The organism is Psychrobacter sp. TWP2-1-2, assembly GCF_049896785.1.
In the GTDB taxonomy this organism is placed as follows: domain Bacteria; phylum Pseudomonadota; class Gammaproteobacteria; order Pseudomonadales; family Moraxellaceae; genus Psychrobacter.
On the sequence record NZ_JAFCVA010000005.1, the window covers coordinates 98,369 to 114,212 of the forward strand.

Consider the following 15,844-nt stretch of genomic DNA (forward strand, 5'->3'; position numbering starts at 1 on the left):
TATAGTTGAAGGCTGTAAATAGCTTTGTGATTCGCGAACAGCTAGCTGACGAGCCATTTGAGAGAATATTAATGCGTAGGATTATTTTAGGATTGCTTTTATTAAGTACTAGCATGTTTAGCTATGCCAATATGGCGTCTCCCATTATCGACGGTACTAATGCCAGTACGGCATATTCAAGCAAAGATATCGATATATTGTCTGAAAACATAGATATCAATATTGCTGAAGGTTTTAATAAAGCTGACTATGATGTCACTTACGAAATTTATAGCGCTAAAGAAGGCGATCGAATACCTTTGGTTTTTGAGGTGTTCGATAACATAGATAATGATGCAGACAAAAGCTTTATAGTCGAAGTCGATGGGCAAGCGGTACCAGTACTTATCAATTATGATTATGAAAGTCATTCAAAATCATTGCCTGCTTATCATGATCCAGAAACGGATATGGCTGTGCCGTTCAATAATGACGCTAAATACTTTGAGATACACTTAAGCGAAGGCAATCATGTCATTAATGTTAAATACTCTGCCTATCCTACAATAAACCGTAGTGATTGGACCAATCAATATATCTATAGCTATTCATTAAAACCTGCCAAAACTTGGAAAAGCTTTGGTGACTTGACCGTTACTTTAAAGATTGCTGATGAGTCGAAATATTTGAAGACTAATCTTGGCGAACCTTTAAGTGGGATGATAAAAGCAGATTCTAAGTGGTTTTTTGATCATCTGCCTCAAGATGTTCTTGAGATATCTTATCAACCACAACCAATGCCTCTAGCAAAGTGGTTAATTAACTTAGACTCATTAATACTTCTGTTGTTTTTAATATGTTTGTTAGGGGGTGCTCACTATGGACTTATGTATTGGAGCCGGAAGAAAAGCCTTAAAAGAGCATGGATGGTCACATGGTTAGGGATTCTGATAGTTCCATTTATCGTATTGATGATAGTTTTCTATAAGATTTGTCTTATAGATTGGTTACTGGGCGAGCATGCCAGCAGGTATCATGGTTATACTATTTTTATTATTCTCTTTGGCTATCCACTGACTTTGCTTGTTTATTTAACCATCATGAAACTGTGCGACTCTTACTTCAAACGAGTTTTTCCACGAGACTCAAAAATAAACGTAAAAAAAGCTTAAACCTAGCAACTAGATTTAAGCTTAAGTATTAAATATTGAATAATCAAATTTCTCTATACAATTGACTCCCTGCCGCCTTATACTTTTATGTCATTTCACTCATTTCTTGTTGGATACCCACTGCTCTCATAGCGTCTGCGCCCAAAGTAGCTGACTTCTTCGTATCCAACCCCTTGGCATAATCTCGCACGTTCTGAGTGATTTTCATCGAGCAGAATTTAGGACCACACATCGAGCAAAAGTGCGCCGTCTTATGCGCGTCTTTAGGCAAGGTTTCATCATGGAACTCACGGGCGGTATCTGGGTCGAGCGCCAGATTGAACTGGTCGTCCCAGCGGAATTCAAATCGTGCTTTAGATAACGCATTATCACGTGCCTGCGCACCGGGATGACCTTTAGCCAAATCAGCCGCGTGGGCTGCGATTTTATAGGTGATGATACCGTCTTTAACATCTTTTTTATTAGGCAGACCTAAATGCTCTTTTGGCGTCACATAGCACAGCATTGCGGTGCCAAACCAGCCGATCATTGCCGCACCAATGGCGCTCGTGATATGGTCATAACCGGGTGCGATATCGGTGGTTAAGGGTCCTAAGGTATAAAAAGGTGCGTCGGCACAAACTTCTAACTGCAAATCCATATTTTCTTTAATACGGTTCATCGCCACGTGACCGGGACCTTCAATCATGACCTGTACGTCATGCTTCCACGCCACTTGGGTCAACTCGCCAAGGGTACGCAGCTCACCAAATTGCGCCTCGTCATTGGCATCTTGCAAACAGCCTGGACGTAAGCCATCGCCTAGACTAAACGCCACATCGTACTGCTTCATAATCTCGCAGATATCTTCAAAATGAGTATATAAAAAGCTCTCTTTATTATGAAACATGCACCACTGCGCCATGATAGATCCGCCACGCGAGACGATGCCCGTCAAGCGTCCAGCAGTTAGCGGCACGTACTCTAATAAAACACCCGCATGGATAGTAAAGTAATCGACACCTTGCTCTGCTTGCTCAATCAAGGTATCACGAAATATTTCCCACGTTAAATCTTCTGCCACGCCATCGACTTTTTCTAGCGCTTGGTAAATCGGTACAGTACCAATCGGCACTGGCGAGTTACGAATCAGCCATTCACGCGTTTCATGAATATGATTGCCAGTGGATAAATCCATGATGTTATCCGCACCCCAACGTGTTGCCCACGTCATTTTTGACACTTCCTCATCAATAGAAGAACCTAACGCTGAGTTACCGATATTTGCGTTGATTTTCACCAAGAAATTGCGTCCGATAATCATCGGTTCAGATTCTGGATGATTAATGTTATTTGGGATAATGGCGCGCCCAGCAGCCACTTCACTGCGGACAAATTCAGGGGTGATAATCGCAGGCGTATTAGCGCCAAAGTTCTCACCATCATGCTGACGCATATCGGTCAGCTCATGCTGCTTTTGCGTTTCGCGAATGGCGATATATTCCATTTCTGGGGTGATGATGCCGCGGCGTGCATAGTACATTTGCGTGACGTTGCCAGCTTTGCCATCGACATCTTTGGCGCGGCGAGGTTTGTCGATATGAGCAAATCGTAGATTGGCAGTGCTGATATCGCGGGCGCGTGCCATTCCGTAAGCGCTAGACAGTCCGCTTAATTGCTCGGTATCATCGCGCTCAGAAATCCAACCTTCACGCAGCTTTGGTAAGCCTTTGGTCAAATCAATCTCGACGTTGGGATCGGTATAAACGCCTGATGTGTCATAAACATAGAATGGTGGGTTCTGTTCCCATTCGTTCTCAGAAACGCCTTGCACAGGGGTAGGATCAAGGGTGATTTCACGCATGGGTACTTGAATATCGGATCTAGAGCCTTCGATATAGACTTTACGGGAGGCGGGGAGTATGCGGTGTAAGTCGCGAGCGTCTTCTTCAAAGCGTGCATCACTGGCACTGCGGTGAGCAGGGGTCTTTAACGCATCTGTCTTAGAAGGTTTTTGAGAAGGAGAAGTGGCTAATAAAGTTGTCATATGCTGTCCTAGCGTGTTGGTTTTTGAATAAAAGCAACACCGCCAGTAGCTGCGGGGGTAGCACCTGTGATCCAGACAAATTCAGCTCATGAGCATCAGCCTACGACCAAAAAACATAGTCGCGGATGATGCTCATCAAACGTTGGACGCAGCTTTATATCAGTCTTCACTACTTAATAGTACATCATGCACATTAAGGGAGTAATGAGGATAAAAAAGGTATTTCTACGCGTCCATTGTCATAAATAACAAAGTGCTTAAGACTTCCCTGCGTCGGTACTAACCGCATCAGGTTCGGCGGGTGATCTCTCAGCGAATGTATAAAGGCGACTACTTTAATAAAGAAAGCTTAAAAGTGAGCCAATAATACACCGCACCCCGAGTCTGTCAGTGTTGTAAATCAACTCAATACTAACAAAGTTCTGCAATGAGGGCTAATGATATTTAGATGAAAATATCAGGCGTTGAGTTTGAGGTTCGATGTTTTTATGAGAACGACTCTAGAGTACCAGTGATTAAAATCACTTGATATTACTGAGCTGTAGATAGCTTATCTAAATATTATGTAAAGCGAATGAAAGATTCTGGAGGTTGTCATTAAACTGTCATAAAAATTTGGCAAGATAGCACGCATGTCACAAACAATGCTTTTTTGTATCGTTGTTAAACTTTAGGAGTCCTACATGCGTTATTCGTTATTAGCAGTGGCCGTTAGTTGTACATTAGTGCTTACGGCATGTAATAAATCGACTGAAACGACAGAGCCAGCTGCGGATAGCAGTAGCGCTGTCACCACCACTGAAGCAACTACTCAGACAGCATCTGCTTCTGCAGCAGGTTTTAAATCTGCTGAGAATATCGCTATGAATATCACGGGTGCAGGGGCATCGTTCCCGCAGCCTATCTATGCTAAATGGTCTTACGACTATAACGCTGCTACCGGTGGTCAAGTCAATTACCAGTCGATTGGCTCTTCTGGTGGTATCAAACAAATCGAATCAAAGACAGTCGATTTTGGGGCGTCTGACGCGCCGATGACGCCTGAAGAGCTAGACGCAGCAGGCTTGATTCAGTTTCCGACGGTTATCGGCGGTGTTGTACCTATCGTAAACATCGACGGTGTTGAGCCGGGCGCGTTGAAATTAGACGGTGCAATGTTGGCAGACATCTATTTGGGTAAGATTAGCAACTGGAATGACCCTGCAATCAAAGCCATGAACCCAGATTTGACCTTGCCAGATGCAGCAATCACGACGGTATTCCGCTCAGACGGTTCAGGGACAACGTTTAACTTTACGGATTATCTTGCCAAGGTTTCACCAGACTGGAAAGACAGCGTCGGGGTTGATAAAACAGTCAAATGGCCAACGTCTGCGACTGGTGCTGGCGGTAAAGGTAACGAAGGGGTTTCAAGCTACGTCAACCGTATGAAAAACTCTATCGGTTATGTGGAATATGCTTACGCTAAGCAAAACAACATGTCACATACTGCATTGAAAAACGCTGCTGGCAACGTCGTTCAGCCATCTGCTGAGACATTTGCTGCGGCAGGTGATATCGACTGGTCACAGCAAGCAGGCTTTTATAAAGTCATCACCAACTCTGAGACTGAGCAAGCATGGCCGATCGCTGCTGCGACCTTTATCCTAGTACATAAGCAACCAGAGAATCCTCAGCAAGTAGCTGGCGTGTTGAACTTCTTTGATTGGGCTTATAGCCAAGGTGATGACAGCGCCATGGCGCTAGACTATGTCCCATTTTCTGATACGGCAGTGGCCTTATTCAAGGAAAAATGGAACGAGGTAAAAGGCAGTGATGGACAGCCTGTTTATAAGCCTGCTCAGTAACCTGTTTCTGCTAAATATTCTTTAATACCTTGTCAGTGCCTTACTAGTCCCTTTCGAGTTATCCTCTCGAATAACTATTCTCCGGTAGTTATTTGAGAGGTTTTATCACAGCAAATTTGATGACAAGTTTGTTGTGATAAAACCGAATGAATGCTTCTACTATTTTGACTTGATTCTATTTAATGCTGAGACACTTATGAATGATTTAAGGTCCCAACTGGCTAAACAAAAGCGCTATGACTTATTGTTTGTGAATGCTACTAAGGCTTTTGCCATATTAGTACTCTTATCGTTGGGCGGCATTTTAGTCTCCTTGATCATCGGAGCGTGGCCGAGCATTCAAACATTTGGTCTTGGATTTTATACCAGTAATAATTGGGATACGGTCGCCAATGAGTACGGGGCGCTAGCACCTATCTATGGTACGTTGGTGACATCCTTTATCGCGATTTTGATTGCAGTACCAATCAGTTTTGGCATTGCCATATTTTTGACCGAGATGTGCCCAACCTTCCTCAAAAAACCACTTGGTATCGCCATTGAGCTATTGGCTGGTATCCCTTCTATCATTTACGGTATGTGGGGTTTGTTTGTCTTTGCGCCTTTCTTCGGTGATCACATTCAGCCATGGTTTATCGAGCATATAGGGCCATTGCCTATCATTGGCAAGCTATTTGCGGGCGCGCCAATGGGATTGGGTATGTTTACGGCATCCCTTGTACTTGCCATCATGATTATTCCATTTATCGCCGCCACCATGCGCGATGTTTTTTCGGTCGTGCCAGATCTGCTCAAAGAGTCGGCATATGGTATGGGCGCGACGACGTGGGAAGTTATGTTCAAGATTATCCTGCCGTATACCAAAGCCGGTGTCGTGGGTGGCGTGATCTTAGGACTGGGTCGGGCATTGGGTGAGACGATGGCAGTGACTTTCTTGATTGGTAATGCCTTTAACATCAGTCCGAGTTTATTTACCTCTGGTGTCACTATTACCTCAGCTTTAGCCAACGAGTTTGCCGAAGCGTCGAGTGAACTACATTTGGCTTCCTTATTACATTTAGGCTTAATCTTATTTGTCATCACCTTCATTGTGCTATCTCTAGCAAAACTCATGCTCATGCGCATGGATCACAAGGCAGGCAATCGGTAGTCGTTTGACAATCTCGATAGGTCTTTTACGGATTTATTGGACATCAATAAACATTGATAGATATTGATAAAAGATATGGGAAATAAATAGTATGCCTGCTAACAATGCGATCAATGCACCATTACCGACTCAGCCAAACAGCGCTAACCGCTACAACCAAAGCCTTTATAACAAGCGCCGTTTGACCAACAAGTTAGGTCTAGGCTTTGCCATGTCGGCGATGGTTTTTGGACTGTTTTGGTTGTTTTGGATTTTGTTGACGCTCTTTGTTGAAGGCTTTCAAGGTATTGTGCAGCTGCCTATTTTTACTGCTGATACACCGCCACCGATGAGTGCGGGCGGGTTGCGTAACGCCATTGTCGGTTCAGTAATGCTCGCGTTTTCAGGATTGTTTATCGGTGCACCTATTGGCCTCATGACGGGTATTTATTTATCTGAGTTCGCTCAAGGCAGTATGCTTGGCAAGGTAACGCGTTTCTTAAATGATATTTTGTTATCCGCACCCTCGATTGTGATTGGTCTTTTTATTTATGCATTGATGGTAAAAGGTCAAAGTTTCTCTGGTTGGGCAGGCGCGTTGGCATTGGCATTAATCGTTATTCCTGTGGTCGTGCGTACCACTGAGAATATGCTCAATCTGGTTCCTAATAGCATTCGTGAAGCGGCTTACGCACTTGGCACACCCAAGTGGAAAATGGTGACTCAAGTAACGATTAAGGCGGCTAGAGCAGGACTGACCACTGGGGTGTTACTGGCATTTGCCCGAATCACTGGTGAGACAGCACCGTTGCTATTTACGGCGCTTAACAACCAATATTTCAGTACCGATATGGGTCAGCCTATTGCCAACTTGCCCAATACCATCTATCAGTTTGCGATGAGTCCTTATGAAAACTGGCATACCTTAGCGTGGGCGGCGGCGTTGCTGATCACGACCTCTGTTTTGGTATTAAATATCTTGGCAAGATTCATCGGTAGTAGAGGTCAGGCTAAATAAAGGCTGATGGCGAATGAGGGCTTGTCCTAGATTACCTCGAGCATTTACTTCCATTTATATTCATTGAGCTGGGTTGGAACATATTATGAATGACGTCATGAGCAAAATCCGTACAAAAAAGCCTGTCGATAAATTCAATGTGGCAGATAAATTTAATCCAACAACAGACAGTTTATTAAATAGACCGATGTCGACGGCAGCACAAATGGAGCAGCCAGATATTGCCAGCCTAACCAAACAAACGCTTCATGATATTCCCAAAAACATGCCTGCAGCAAAAATGCAAATTCGGGATCTGAATTTTTATTATGGTGACTTTCAGGCGCTAAAAAATATCAATATCGATATTCCTGATAAAAAAGTCACTGCTTTCATTGGTCCTTCAGGTTGCGGCAAATCGACGCTGTTGCGTACCTTCAACCGTATGTACGATTTATATCCAGGCATGCGGGCAGAAGGCAATATTAACCTTGATGGTCAAAATATCTTGGGCAAAGACGTCGATGTGAATTTGCTACGCGCGCAAGTTGGGATGGTCTTTCAGAAGCCAACACCGTTCCCGATGTCAATCTATGACAATGTCGCCTTTGGGGTACGCCTTTATGAAAAGTTAAGCAAGGCTGAGCTGGACAATCGGGTAGAGTGGGCACTTAAAAAGTCCGCACTATGGCCAGAAGTGAAAGACAAATTAAAAGCGTCAGGGCTTTCGTTATCAGGCGGACAGCAGCAACGCTTGTGTATTGCGCGTAGCGTCGCGACCAAGCCTGAAGTGTTATTGCTTGATGAGCCGACATCAGCGCTTGACCCTATCTCGACCGGCGCGATTGAAGATTTGATTGAAGACTTAAAACAGGATTACACCATTGCCATTGTTACGCATAACATGCAACAGGCTGCACGGGTGTCAGATTACACCGTCTATATGTACTTAGGCGATATGATTGAGATGGGCGAGACCGACCAGATATTTACCAAGCCTGCCCAAACCGCCACAGAAGACTATATTACGGGTCGTTATGGCTAACATCGCGGTCTGAGCAAGGACGACGTGCTCGATACGTTCAATAAGATATCGTGAGCCAATCTGTTCGACTCAACAGCCACACCGCGCTACCAAAATATGGATTTTAGGGAATACCTCTTATGCAAAGCGATAAGCATATCTCCAAAAGTTTTGACCAAGATCTTGATGAAGCTATCCGTCTATTTCTATACATGGGTGATAGCGCGGCCAACCAAGTGGCGAAAGCGATCCATGCGCTTATCGATAAAAATGAGACACTGGCGCAAGAGGTGATTGATATGGACTTTGATATCAATCGAATGGAAGTCGAGTTGGATGAACACATCTTGCTATTGGTCGCCAAACGTCAGCCTGCCGCCAGCGATTTACGCTTGGTCATGTCCATCAGTAAAGGCGTGGTTGATTTAGAACGCATCGGTGATGAAGCCGTCAAAATTGCTCAGATGGCCAAAAAAATTGCGGCACAAGGTAAACTGTCATACGGTTATGCGGAAGTGCAACACCTCAGCAATCAGGTTCGTTTGATGCTGCACAATGCGCTAGAGGCATTTAGCCAATCGAATGCTGAGCAAGCGTTTGAGGTCATGCGTAACGATAGCATAGTCAATGATGAGTATCAGTCAGCCATCCGTGCTTTGATGACCTATATTATGGAAGATTCACGGCACGTCTCAAAAGTCATCAATATTATGTGGGTATTGCGCGCGCTTGAGCGGGTGGGCGATCATGCACAAAATATTGCAGAACTGGTGATTAACTATATTAGTGGGCAAGATGTGCGTCATTCCGACTATGCGCTGGTCGAAAAAGCGGTGCAAGAAGCCAATGACCGTATGGCGGCGCGCCAAGTCAGTACCCTGTCTGCCACTAAACCTGCCATCAAGTTAGCCACGGATGTTGTAGACTCAAACGGTGATGAGGGCTAAAAAAAACAGTTCATCGTTAATTTTACATCCAAAAAGACGCGCTATATTAAATAGCGCATTTTTTATATTGTGGCAATAATAAAAACAATTAGCTCTCTGGCGTCCAACCTTGTGCACGCTCATAATCTTCATTATCTAAAAATTTATCTCGTTGTTCGGTGAGGAATTTTTTGGCAGCAGGATCTAACATGCTTAGATGGTTTTCGTTAATCAGCATCGTTTGCTGTTCAAGCCATTCTTTCCATGCTTTTTCAGAGACCGTTTCTTGTAGCTCCTGACCTTTTTTATTAGGAAAAGGGGGGTGCGGCATTTTGGGCAATTCTTGCTGATATTTACGGCAAAATACCGTATTGGCTTGCGGATTAAAAGTCTCAGTCATAAGGCGTTCCTTATTATGGTTTGGTTATGATAAAAATATGTTATTGAATCACTCATGAGAATAGTTATACCAAACCCAAAAAGTAAGATTAGCTGTGTCAAACTCGCTTAGCCTACAAGGCGTAGTACTTTGACTCGTTTTCCTTGCTACTCTAATTTCTGTGAATGGTATTAGTTAGCACTTATTCAGCATAAGTGACTTAAATATTATTAGCTGAATTTACTTTACCTCATCATGGTATCAAAAACACCCGCAGCAGGGGCGGGTGTTTTTTATGGTAGAAGCTGTCAGGTCAACAATGCGCTTTTACGCAAATACCTCTAAACGGCTACGACCGCGAGCAACGGCTTGCTTAACTTGATTTGGCGCTGTACCACCTAAGTGGTCACGGGCTGCTAATGAGCCTTCTAACGTTAAATATTCAAAGACATCATCACCGATTGCATCGCTAAATTGCTGTAGCTGCGCCAATGACAAATCGCTCAAATCAACACCTTCTTTGATACCCAAAGCAACCGCATTACCCACCACTTCATGAGCATCACGGAACGCCACGCCTTGGCGTACCAAATAATCTGCAAGGTCAGTCGCAGTCGCATAGCCTTTCATCGTAGCGGCGCGCATGTTTTCTTTATTTGGAGTGATATTCGGTAGCATATCAGCAAAAGCCAATAAACAGCCGGTAAGCGTATCGACGCAATCAAACAACGGCTCTTTGTCTTCTTGGTTGTCTTTATTATAAGCAAGAGGCTGGCTTTTCATCAGGCTAAGGAGTGTCATCAATTGGCCAAAAACACGTGCTGCTTTACCGCGAACCAATTCTGGCACATCAGGATTCTTCTTTTGCGGCATGATGGATGAGCCAGTACAGAAGCGATCAGGGATTTGCACAAAGTTAAACTGCGCTGACATCCATAGGATAATCTCTTCGCTCATCCGTGACATATGCATCATAAGGATAGACGCGGCTGAGGTGAACTCAATCGCAAAGTCACGATCTGAGACGGCATCAAGCGAGTTTTGGCAAATACCTTCGAAACCCAGTAATTCAGCAGTAATGGTACGATCGATGGGGAATGTCGTGCCAGCAAGGGCAGCACTACCAAGCGGCATTTGATTAATACGGCGGCGCGCATCGACCAGACGTTCGGTATCGCGATATAACATCTCAAACCACGCCATGACGTGATGACCAAAGCTCACTGGCTGCGCCGTTTGTAAATGCGTAAAGCCGGGCATAATAGTGTCAGTATGCTGCTCAGCCAAATCAAGCAAACCACTTTGCAAGCGTACTAATAAGGCAATGATATTATCTGTCTCTTCGCGTAGCCAAAGACGAATATCAGTGGCAACCTGATCGTTACGGCTACGACCCGTATGCAGTTTCTTACCAACAGCGCCGATGATGTCAGTCAAGCGCGACTCAACATTCATGTGCACGTCTTCTAGCGCGATTGACCAGTTAAACTCGCCAGCCTCAATCTCGCGCAGTACCTGATGCAGACCATCAATAATGGTGGCTACTTCGTCAGCGGTCAAAATGTCACATTCTTTAAGCATGGTCGCGTGGGCGATTGAGCCTTGAATATCGTGACGCGCAAAGCGTTGGTCAAAGCCAACAGAGGCGGTGAAGGCAGCGACAAAGCTGTCCGTCGCTTCACTGAAGCGTCCGCCCCACATCTGCTGGCCTTGGCTGTTTGAAGGACTGCTTACAGGGTTGTTTTGTGCAGCGTTATTTGTTATCGGAGCATCTGTGCTAGAATCAGAGACAGATGGGTTTACATTTGATTCGGGACTACTAGGTTTTGAAGAATTGGCGTTCATATCGGTACAAGACAAGTCAGCAGAATAAGAGCTCAAGTATAGCAAAGGATGAGGTTGCCTTACTAGCGGAGCGCTTAGAGTTTTTTATTCCCAAGCTCATGGAAGTCATGAAGCCTTGGCAGTGGTTCATTTATATCTTTTTTTGGTCACTATTTGTCACGGTAATAAATCGCTATGATATTGCTACGTGGTCAGATTTTTTGATTCAGCTGTTTAGCAGAGTCCTGCAAAACACCTTGAGTATTATTCCTTCCTTATACCTCATTGATTATTTGCGCCCCATTTTTAAGGGCATGAGCATACCTAAAGCCAGCATGTATGTGCTTGCCTTACTCATGGTGGCATCTACCATATCCATGATTTTAGTCATGCTGGTAATGATTAATGTTGGTTGGTTTGAATATGATCGTCAAACTTTTATTCTAAATATATTGTTTGATGCGGTGATTAGTGGTGGCTTTACCTTAGTGTTCTTACTGTATTTTTTACGCCGTTATCGTGAGACGAATGCGCTCAAACAATCGTTTGAGCAGAAATTGAGTGCACAAAACGATGTGATCAAATCACGAATTGCCCCGCATTTTTTCTTTAATACCATTAATACCCTTGTGTCACTGATAGAGTCCAATCCAGCAAGAGCTTCCGCTTTATTACAGCACGTTTCTGCCTTATTCCGTGCTAGTTTCAATGGGGCACGAGAGATTAGCTTTGAAGAAGAAATTGCTCTTTGTGAGCACTATCTAGCGATTGAGTCTAGCCGCTTAGCGGATAAGCTTGAAGTGAGTTGGCAATTGCCTGACGAAGATGTCATGTATGACATGGTGATTACCGCCTTGACCTTACAGAGCGTGCTAGAAAAAATGCTGCTGAATGTGGTGGAGATGACCACTGAAACCATTTATATCAATATTAGAGTCACTTGGCAGCAGCATCGGGTTGTGATTACGATTGGTGTCGCGCTGCCGAAAAAAACCATGATTATTAACCATGATTTACGTCAGCACATGAACTTTTATATTCAAGCGGAACGTTTACGGGCTTATTTCGGTCAAAGTGCGGATATTAAAAGTAGCGTTACCAGTAGTCGAATTATTACTGTCATCGACTATCCGCTGCAAGATGTTAGTTTATGACCGTTTTTTTTGGCTTAATTTTGTATTTTATTTCTCAAGAAATAGGTATGGCATACTTATTGCACCATATTTATAGCTAATGGGCTGTTTTACTTTATATTTAGCCATGATTCCCCATAAAAATTACTATCGATAAATGCATCGCAATAAAACTCAATGCACAAGGCTATTAACGTCAATATAGCCAGTTATTGTTTCATGAAATAATTAAAGATTTTTATGCTAAGTGATTGGTAATGAGTGCTAATATGTTGGTAAGGCCATTGAAAAAAATACTAAGTTTATCCTGGGATTGGAGTTTGCATGCGTATCGTAGTTTGTGATGATGAGCCACTAGCACGTGAGCGTTTGGTTAGAATTGTACAGGAGTCAGGTCATCAAGTCGTTGCTCAAGCAACCACGGGTGCAGAAGCCATTATCGCTGTCAAAACTCAGCAGCCAGACATCATATTATTAGATATTCGTATGCCTGAGATGGATGGGGCGCGCTGTGCTCAAGAGCTTGCCAAGCTTGAGCATCCGCCAGCCATTATATTTGTCACCGCTTATGATCATTATGCCATTGCCGCGCTAAAAGCCAATGCGATTGGTTATTTATTAAAGCCTGCCAATAAAGACGAGTTACTAGAAGCACTAGATAAAGCGAAAAATTTGAACGCGGCGCAGTTAAATGAGATTCGTAAACTCGAAGACCCAACAGCGCGTCCAGTACGTGAGCATATCGCTGCTCGTACTCACCGAGGCGTTGAGCTCATCAAGCTCAAAGATATCTATTATTTTACCGCCGATCAAAAGTACGTCAAAGTCCGTCACAAAGATGGCATTGTCCTGATTGATGAGACGCTAAAAGAGCTTGAACAAGAATTTGAGGATCGGCTGTTTCGGGTGCACCGTAATGCCATCATCAATCTTAGTTTTTTGGACTTTTTAGAAACGTTGGATGCAGGACAATATCAAATACGCTTTAAAGGCATTGATGAGACACTTGCGGTTAGCCGTCGTCACTTACCTGCATTACGTGACAAGATTCAAAGCATGTAAACAGCTGTTTCCATTGTGAAATAACAGCAAAATAACCGTGAAATAATCATCCCATATCATCAAACCCTTATTTATGCTTAAATAGGGGTATTTTTTTGCGTCAGCATTGACTATATATGGTTTATATCGCCCATTTTTTGTGGAAAATTTGCAGTATTGTCTAATACTGACCTGCATAGTACTGACGTGAACAGTATCGAATTTATTGAGGCCCTTTATGAGCAATCCGCAGCAAACTGCTTTGACTACCTTGAATATCGCCACGCGTCAGAGCCCTTTAGCACTATGGCAAGCTGAGCATATCCGTGCTCGTCTACTAGATTTGTATCCTGAATTGACGATTAACTTGCTAAAAATTGTCACTAAGGGTGACAAGATTTTGGACACACCTTTGGCTAAAATTGGTGGTAAAGGTTTGTTTGTCAAAGAGCTTGAGCAAGCACTATATGACAAACAAGCGGACATCGCGGTACATTCATTAAAAGACGTACCGATGCAGCTTCCAGAAGGCTTGATGCTGGGCGTCTATTGCAAACGCGCCTCACCGACTGATGCTTTTGTGTCTAACACCTATAATAGTATTGATGAATTGCCGCAAGGGGCAGTCGTTGGCACGTCAAGTTTGCGTCGTCAGTGTCAGCTTAAAGCCTATCGCCCAGACCTACAAATCAAAACCTTACGCGGTAACGTCGGTACACGTTTGGGCAAGCTAGATGCTGGCGAGTATGATGCGATTATTTTAGCGACCAGTGGTTTGCAGCGTATCGAGCTGGATGAGCGCATACGCGGCGAGCTTGATATCAATGCCTGCCTGCCTGCGGTTGGTCAAGGCGCCTTAGCGATCGAATGCCGTGAAGGTGATGATGAGGTGCTAAAATTACTGGCACCACTGAATGATGATAAAGCTCGTATCCGTCTCATTGCTGAGCGCGCGCTAAACCGTCACTTAGAGGGTGGCTGCCAAGTACCGATCGCCGCTTATGCCGTGTTACAAATGGCGGATGAAACGAGCAGCAACAATGATGATAACGGTGACAATGGCAATAACGACAACGGCAATGTGTTATGGCTACGTGGCCGCGTCGGTCAAGCGGATGGCAGCGAGCTGCTAAAAGCAGAAAAACGCGTCACCTTGATCGGCACACAAGCCGAGCAAGAAGTACAGGCTAATCAGCTTGGTATTGATGTTGCCAATATACTGCTTGCCGATGGCGCGGGTGATATCTTATCCGCGATTTATCATCCTGAATAACAGGCCAGTATTTTGATTATCTTAGTCATAGCCCCAGTATTATTGATGCTAGGGCTATCGTTAAGCCAATTCTATCAGTCTTTTGTCATGGTACGTCTATGTCATCAACATTAAATCACGCCCAGCTTATTGATAACAGTCAATCAAATAATGAGTCATCACTCACGCAAGTAGTCATCAATACTCGCCCAGTAGAGCGTGCCGCTGCATTGACGGATCATCTACAAGCAGCAGGGCTGACGGTGGTAGAGATACCAATGTTGACGTTACAATCGCGCCCAACGTCTGAGCAAGACATGACGCTGATGCGCCAGTGGCTAGCAGGCGATTATAAGGCGCTTGTGATCGTTAGCCCAACGGCGGCCGCTTCAGGACTGGCTGTTTGGCAAGCGCTTGAAGATGAGCGTCAAGCTCAAAACCATGACGATGATAATAATAATGAGCGAAAAGATATAGCAATTAATGCTCTGCAAGCGCCGAGCTACTTGATTGCCGTGGGTGAAGCGACCGCGTCGGTATTAAATAGTGCCAAAATCGAGGCAACGAATTACCAAGTGCTTCAGCCTCACATTGCCAATAACGAAGGTATGCTAGCGATGCCTGAGATTGAGCGTTTGCAAGCAGGTGACAAGTTGCTCGTGTGGCGCGGATTGGGTGGTAGGCGACTATTGGTCGATACGTTGCTGGCACGCGGTGTGCATATCGATAGCATTGCTTGGTATGAGCGCATAATGCCAGTCGATGCGATGACTCAATATGAGCAGTGGCTACAAGGGTTTTTAGCTCGCAATGGTATGCAAGATACATCAGCTAGTCAACCAAAGCCAATCGTTGTGGTCAGTAGCGGTACAGCCTTTGAGCATTGGGAAAGCATCGTTCGGGCTGTGGCAGAAAAGGCATTAAAGCAAGAAACAGCCAGAGAAAACCCCGCTATTTTGCCCTATAAATTGTCAGATTTTTCTTATGTGGTGTTGGGTGAGCGTTTAGCCAATATGGTCGCTGATCAGCAGTTAAGCTATTGGCGTGTGGAAGATTTGGCGCCAGAAACCATTCTTGCTGCTATCCATGCTAAAGCCTGTTAAATGTATAAATGT

General features: G+C 44.3%; 13 protein-coding genes and 1 riboswitch. Of the genes, 10 read left to right on the top strand and 3 right to left on the bottom strand.

The window, feature by feature from the left end; all coding sequences use genetic code 11:
- Window positions 1–5: 5 nt before the first annotated feature.
- Window positions 6–1,151, top strand: coding sequence for a hypothetical protein (locus tag ACP7AE_RS06495; RefSeq protein WP_426242060.1), 1,146 nt, complete (start codon window positions 6–8; stop codon window positions 1,149–1,151).
- A gap of 85 nt (window positions 1,152–1,236) precedes the next feature.
- Here ACP7AE_RS06495 and thiC read toward each other — a convergent pair whose 3' ends face one another.
- Window positions 1,237–3,177: a phosphomethylpyrimidine synthase ThiC gene (gene thiC / locus ACP7AE_RS06500; RefSeq protein WP_227676268.1), complete on the bottom strand. Its 1,941-nt coding sequence runs from the start codon at window positions 3,175–3,177 to the stop codon at window positions 1,237–1,239.
- A gap of 248 nt (window positions 3,178–3,425) precedes the next feature.
- A riboswitch (TPP riboswitch) is annotated at window positions 3,426–3,568 on the bottom strand.
- A 292-nt stretch (window positions 3,569–3,860) separates the two neighbouring features.
- Between thiC and pstS the strand changes: the two genes are divergently transcribed.
- From pstS to phoU, 5 genes are all read left to right on the top strand, one after another.
- Complete coding sequence (gene pstS, locus ACP7AE_RS06505; RefSeq protein ID WP_426242062.1) at window positions 3,861–5,024, top strand: phosphate ABC transporter substrate-binding protein PstS; 1,164 nt, start codon at window positions 3,861–3,863, stop codon at window positions 5,022–5,024.
- A 196-nt stretch (window positions 5,025–5,220) separates the two neighbouring features.
- Window positions 5,221–6,174 carry a phosphate ABC transporter permease subunit PstC gene (gene pstC, locus ACP7AE_RS06510; protein ID WP_426242064.1) on the top strand — a complete coding sequence of 318 codons (954 nt, stop codon included), beginning with the start codon at window positions 5,221–5,223 and terminating at the stop codon, window positions 6,172–6,174.
- Between the two features lie 91 nt (window positions 6,175–6,265).
- Window positions 6,266–7,171, top strand: a complete 906-nt coding sequence (gene pstA / locus ACP7AE_RS06515) for a phosphate ABC transporter permease PstA (RefSeq protein WP_426242066.1) — start codon at window positions 6,266–6,268, stop codon at window positions 7,169–7,171.
- A 97-nt stretch (window positions 7,172–7,268) separates the two neighbouring features.
- Complete coding sequence (gene pstB / locus ACP7AE_RS06520) at window positions 7,269–8,195, top strand: phosphate ABC transporter ATP-binding protein PstB (RefSeq protein ID WP_201539498.1); 927 nt, start codon at window positions 7,269–7,271, stop codon at window positions 8,193–8,195.
- A gap of 119 nt (window positions 8,196–8,314) precedes the next feature.
- Complete coding sequence (gene phoU / locus ACP7AE_RS06525; protein WP_426242068.1) at window positions 8,315–9,121, top strand: phosphate signaling complex protein PhoU; 807 nt, start codon at window positions 8,315–8,317, stop codon at window positions 9,119–9,121.
- An 88-nt stretch (window positions 9,122–9,209) separates the two neighbouring features.
- Here phoU and ACP7AE_RS06530 read toward each other — a convergent pair whose 3' ends face one another.
- A complete protein-coding gene (locus ACP7AE_RS06530; protein ID WP_060490196.1) occupies window positions 9,210–9,500 on the bottom strand; it encodes an oxidative damage protection protein in 291 nt (96 codons plus the stop codon).
- Between the two features lie 306 nt (window positions 9,501–9,806).
- Complete coding sequence (gene argH / locus ACP7AE_RS06535; protein ID WP_198330504.1) at window positions 9,807–11,180, bottom strand: argininosuccinate lyase; 1,374 nt, start codon at window positions 11,178–11,180, stop codon at window positions 9,807–9,809.
- 125 nt (window positions 11,181–11,305) lie between these two features.
- Here argH and ACP7AE_RS06540 point away from each other — a divergent pair, with 125 nt between their 5' ends.
- From ACP7AE_RS06540 to ACP7AE_RS06555, 4 genes are all read left to right on the top strand, one after another.
- Window positions 11,306–12,457 carry a sensor histidine kinase gene (locus ACP7AE_RS06540; RefSeq protein WP_426242070.1) on the top strand — a complete coding sequence of 384 codons (1,152 nt, stop codon included), beginning with the start codon at window positions 11,306–11,308 and terminating at the stop codon, window positions 12,455–12,457.
- Between the two features lie 303 nt (window positions 12,458–12,760).
- Window positions 12,761–13,498: a LytR/AlgR family response regulator transcription factor gene (locus ACP7AE_RS06545; protein ID WP_426242072.1), complete on the top strand. Its 738-nt coding sequence runs from the start codon at window positions 12,761–12,763 to the stop codon at window positions 13,496–13,498.
- Window positions 13,499–13,715: 217 nt separating this feature from the next.
- Window positions 13,716–14,750 carry a hydroxymethylbilane synthase gene (gene hemC / locus ACP7AE_RS06550; RefSeq protein WP_055123673.1) on the top strand — a complete coding sequence of 345 codons (1,035 nt, stop codon included), beginning with the start codon at window positions 13,716–13,718 and terminating at the stop codon, window positions 14,748–14,750.
- A gap of 98 nt (window positions 14,751–14,848) precedes the next feature.
- Window positions 14,849–15,832 carry a uroporphyrinogen-III synthase gene (locus ACP7AE_RS06555; RefSeq protein ID WP_426242074.1) on the top strand — a complete coding sequence of 328 codons (984 nt, stop codon included), beginning with the start codon at window positions 14,849–14,851 and terminating at the stop codon, window positions 15,830–15,832.
- The last annotated feature ends 12 nt before the right edge of the window (window positions 15,833–15,844 follow it).

Coding starts and splice junctions, on each gene's coding strand:
- ACP7AE_RS06530 (WP_060490196.1), bottom strand. CDS start 9,500: ATGACTGAGACTTTTAATCCGCAAGCCAATACGGTATTTTGCCGTAAA.
- ACP7AE_RS06555 (WP_426242074.1), top strand. CDS start 14,849: ATGTCATCAACATTAAATCACGCCCAGCTTATTGATAACAGTCAATCA.
- ACP7AE_RS06545 (WP_426242072.1), top strand. CDS start 12,761: ATGCGTATCGTAGTTTGTGATGATGAGCCACTAGCACGTGAGCGTTTG.
- pstB (WP_201539498.1), top strand. CDS start 7,269: ATGAGCAAAATCCGTACAAAAAAGCCTGTCGATAAATTCAATGTGGCA.
- phoU (WP_426242068.1), top strand. CDS start 8,315: ATGCAAAGCGATAAGCATATCTCCAAAAGTTTTGACCAAGATCTTGAT.
- pstA (WP_426242066.1), top strand. CDS start 6,266: ATGCCTGCTAACAATGCGATCAATGCACCATTACCGACTCAGCCAAAC.
- pstS (WP_426242062.1), top strand. CDS start 3,861: ATGCGTTATTCGTTATTAGCAGTGGCCGTTAGTTGTACATTAGTGCTT.
- pstC (WP_426242064.1), top strand. CDS start 5,221: ATGAATGATTTAAGGTCCCAACTGGCTAAACAAAAGCGCTATGACTTA.
- hemC (WP_055123673.1), top strand. CDS start 13,716: ATGAGCAATCCGCAGCAAACTGCTTTGACTACCTTGAATATCGCCACG.
- thiC (WP_227676268.1), bottom strand. CDS start 3,177: ATGACAACTTTATTAGCCACTTCTCCTTCTCAAAAACCTTCTAAGACA.
- argH (WP_198330504.1), bottom strand. CDS start 11,180: ATGTGGGGCGGACGCTTCAGTGAAGCGACGGACAGCTTTGTCGCTGCC.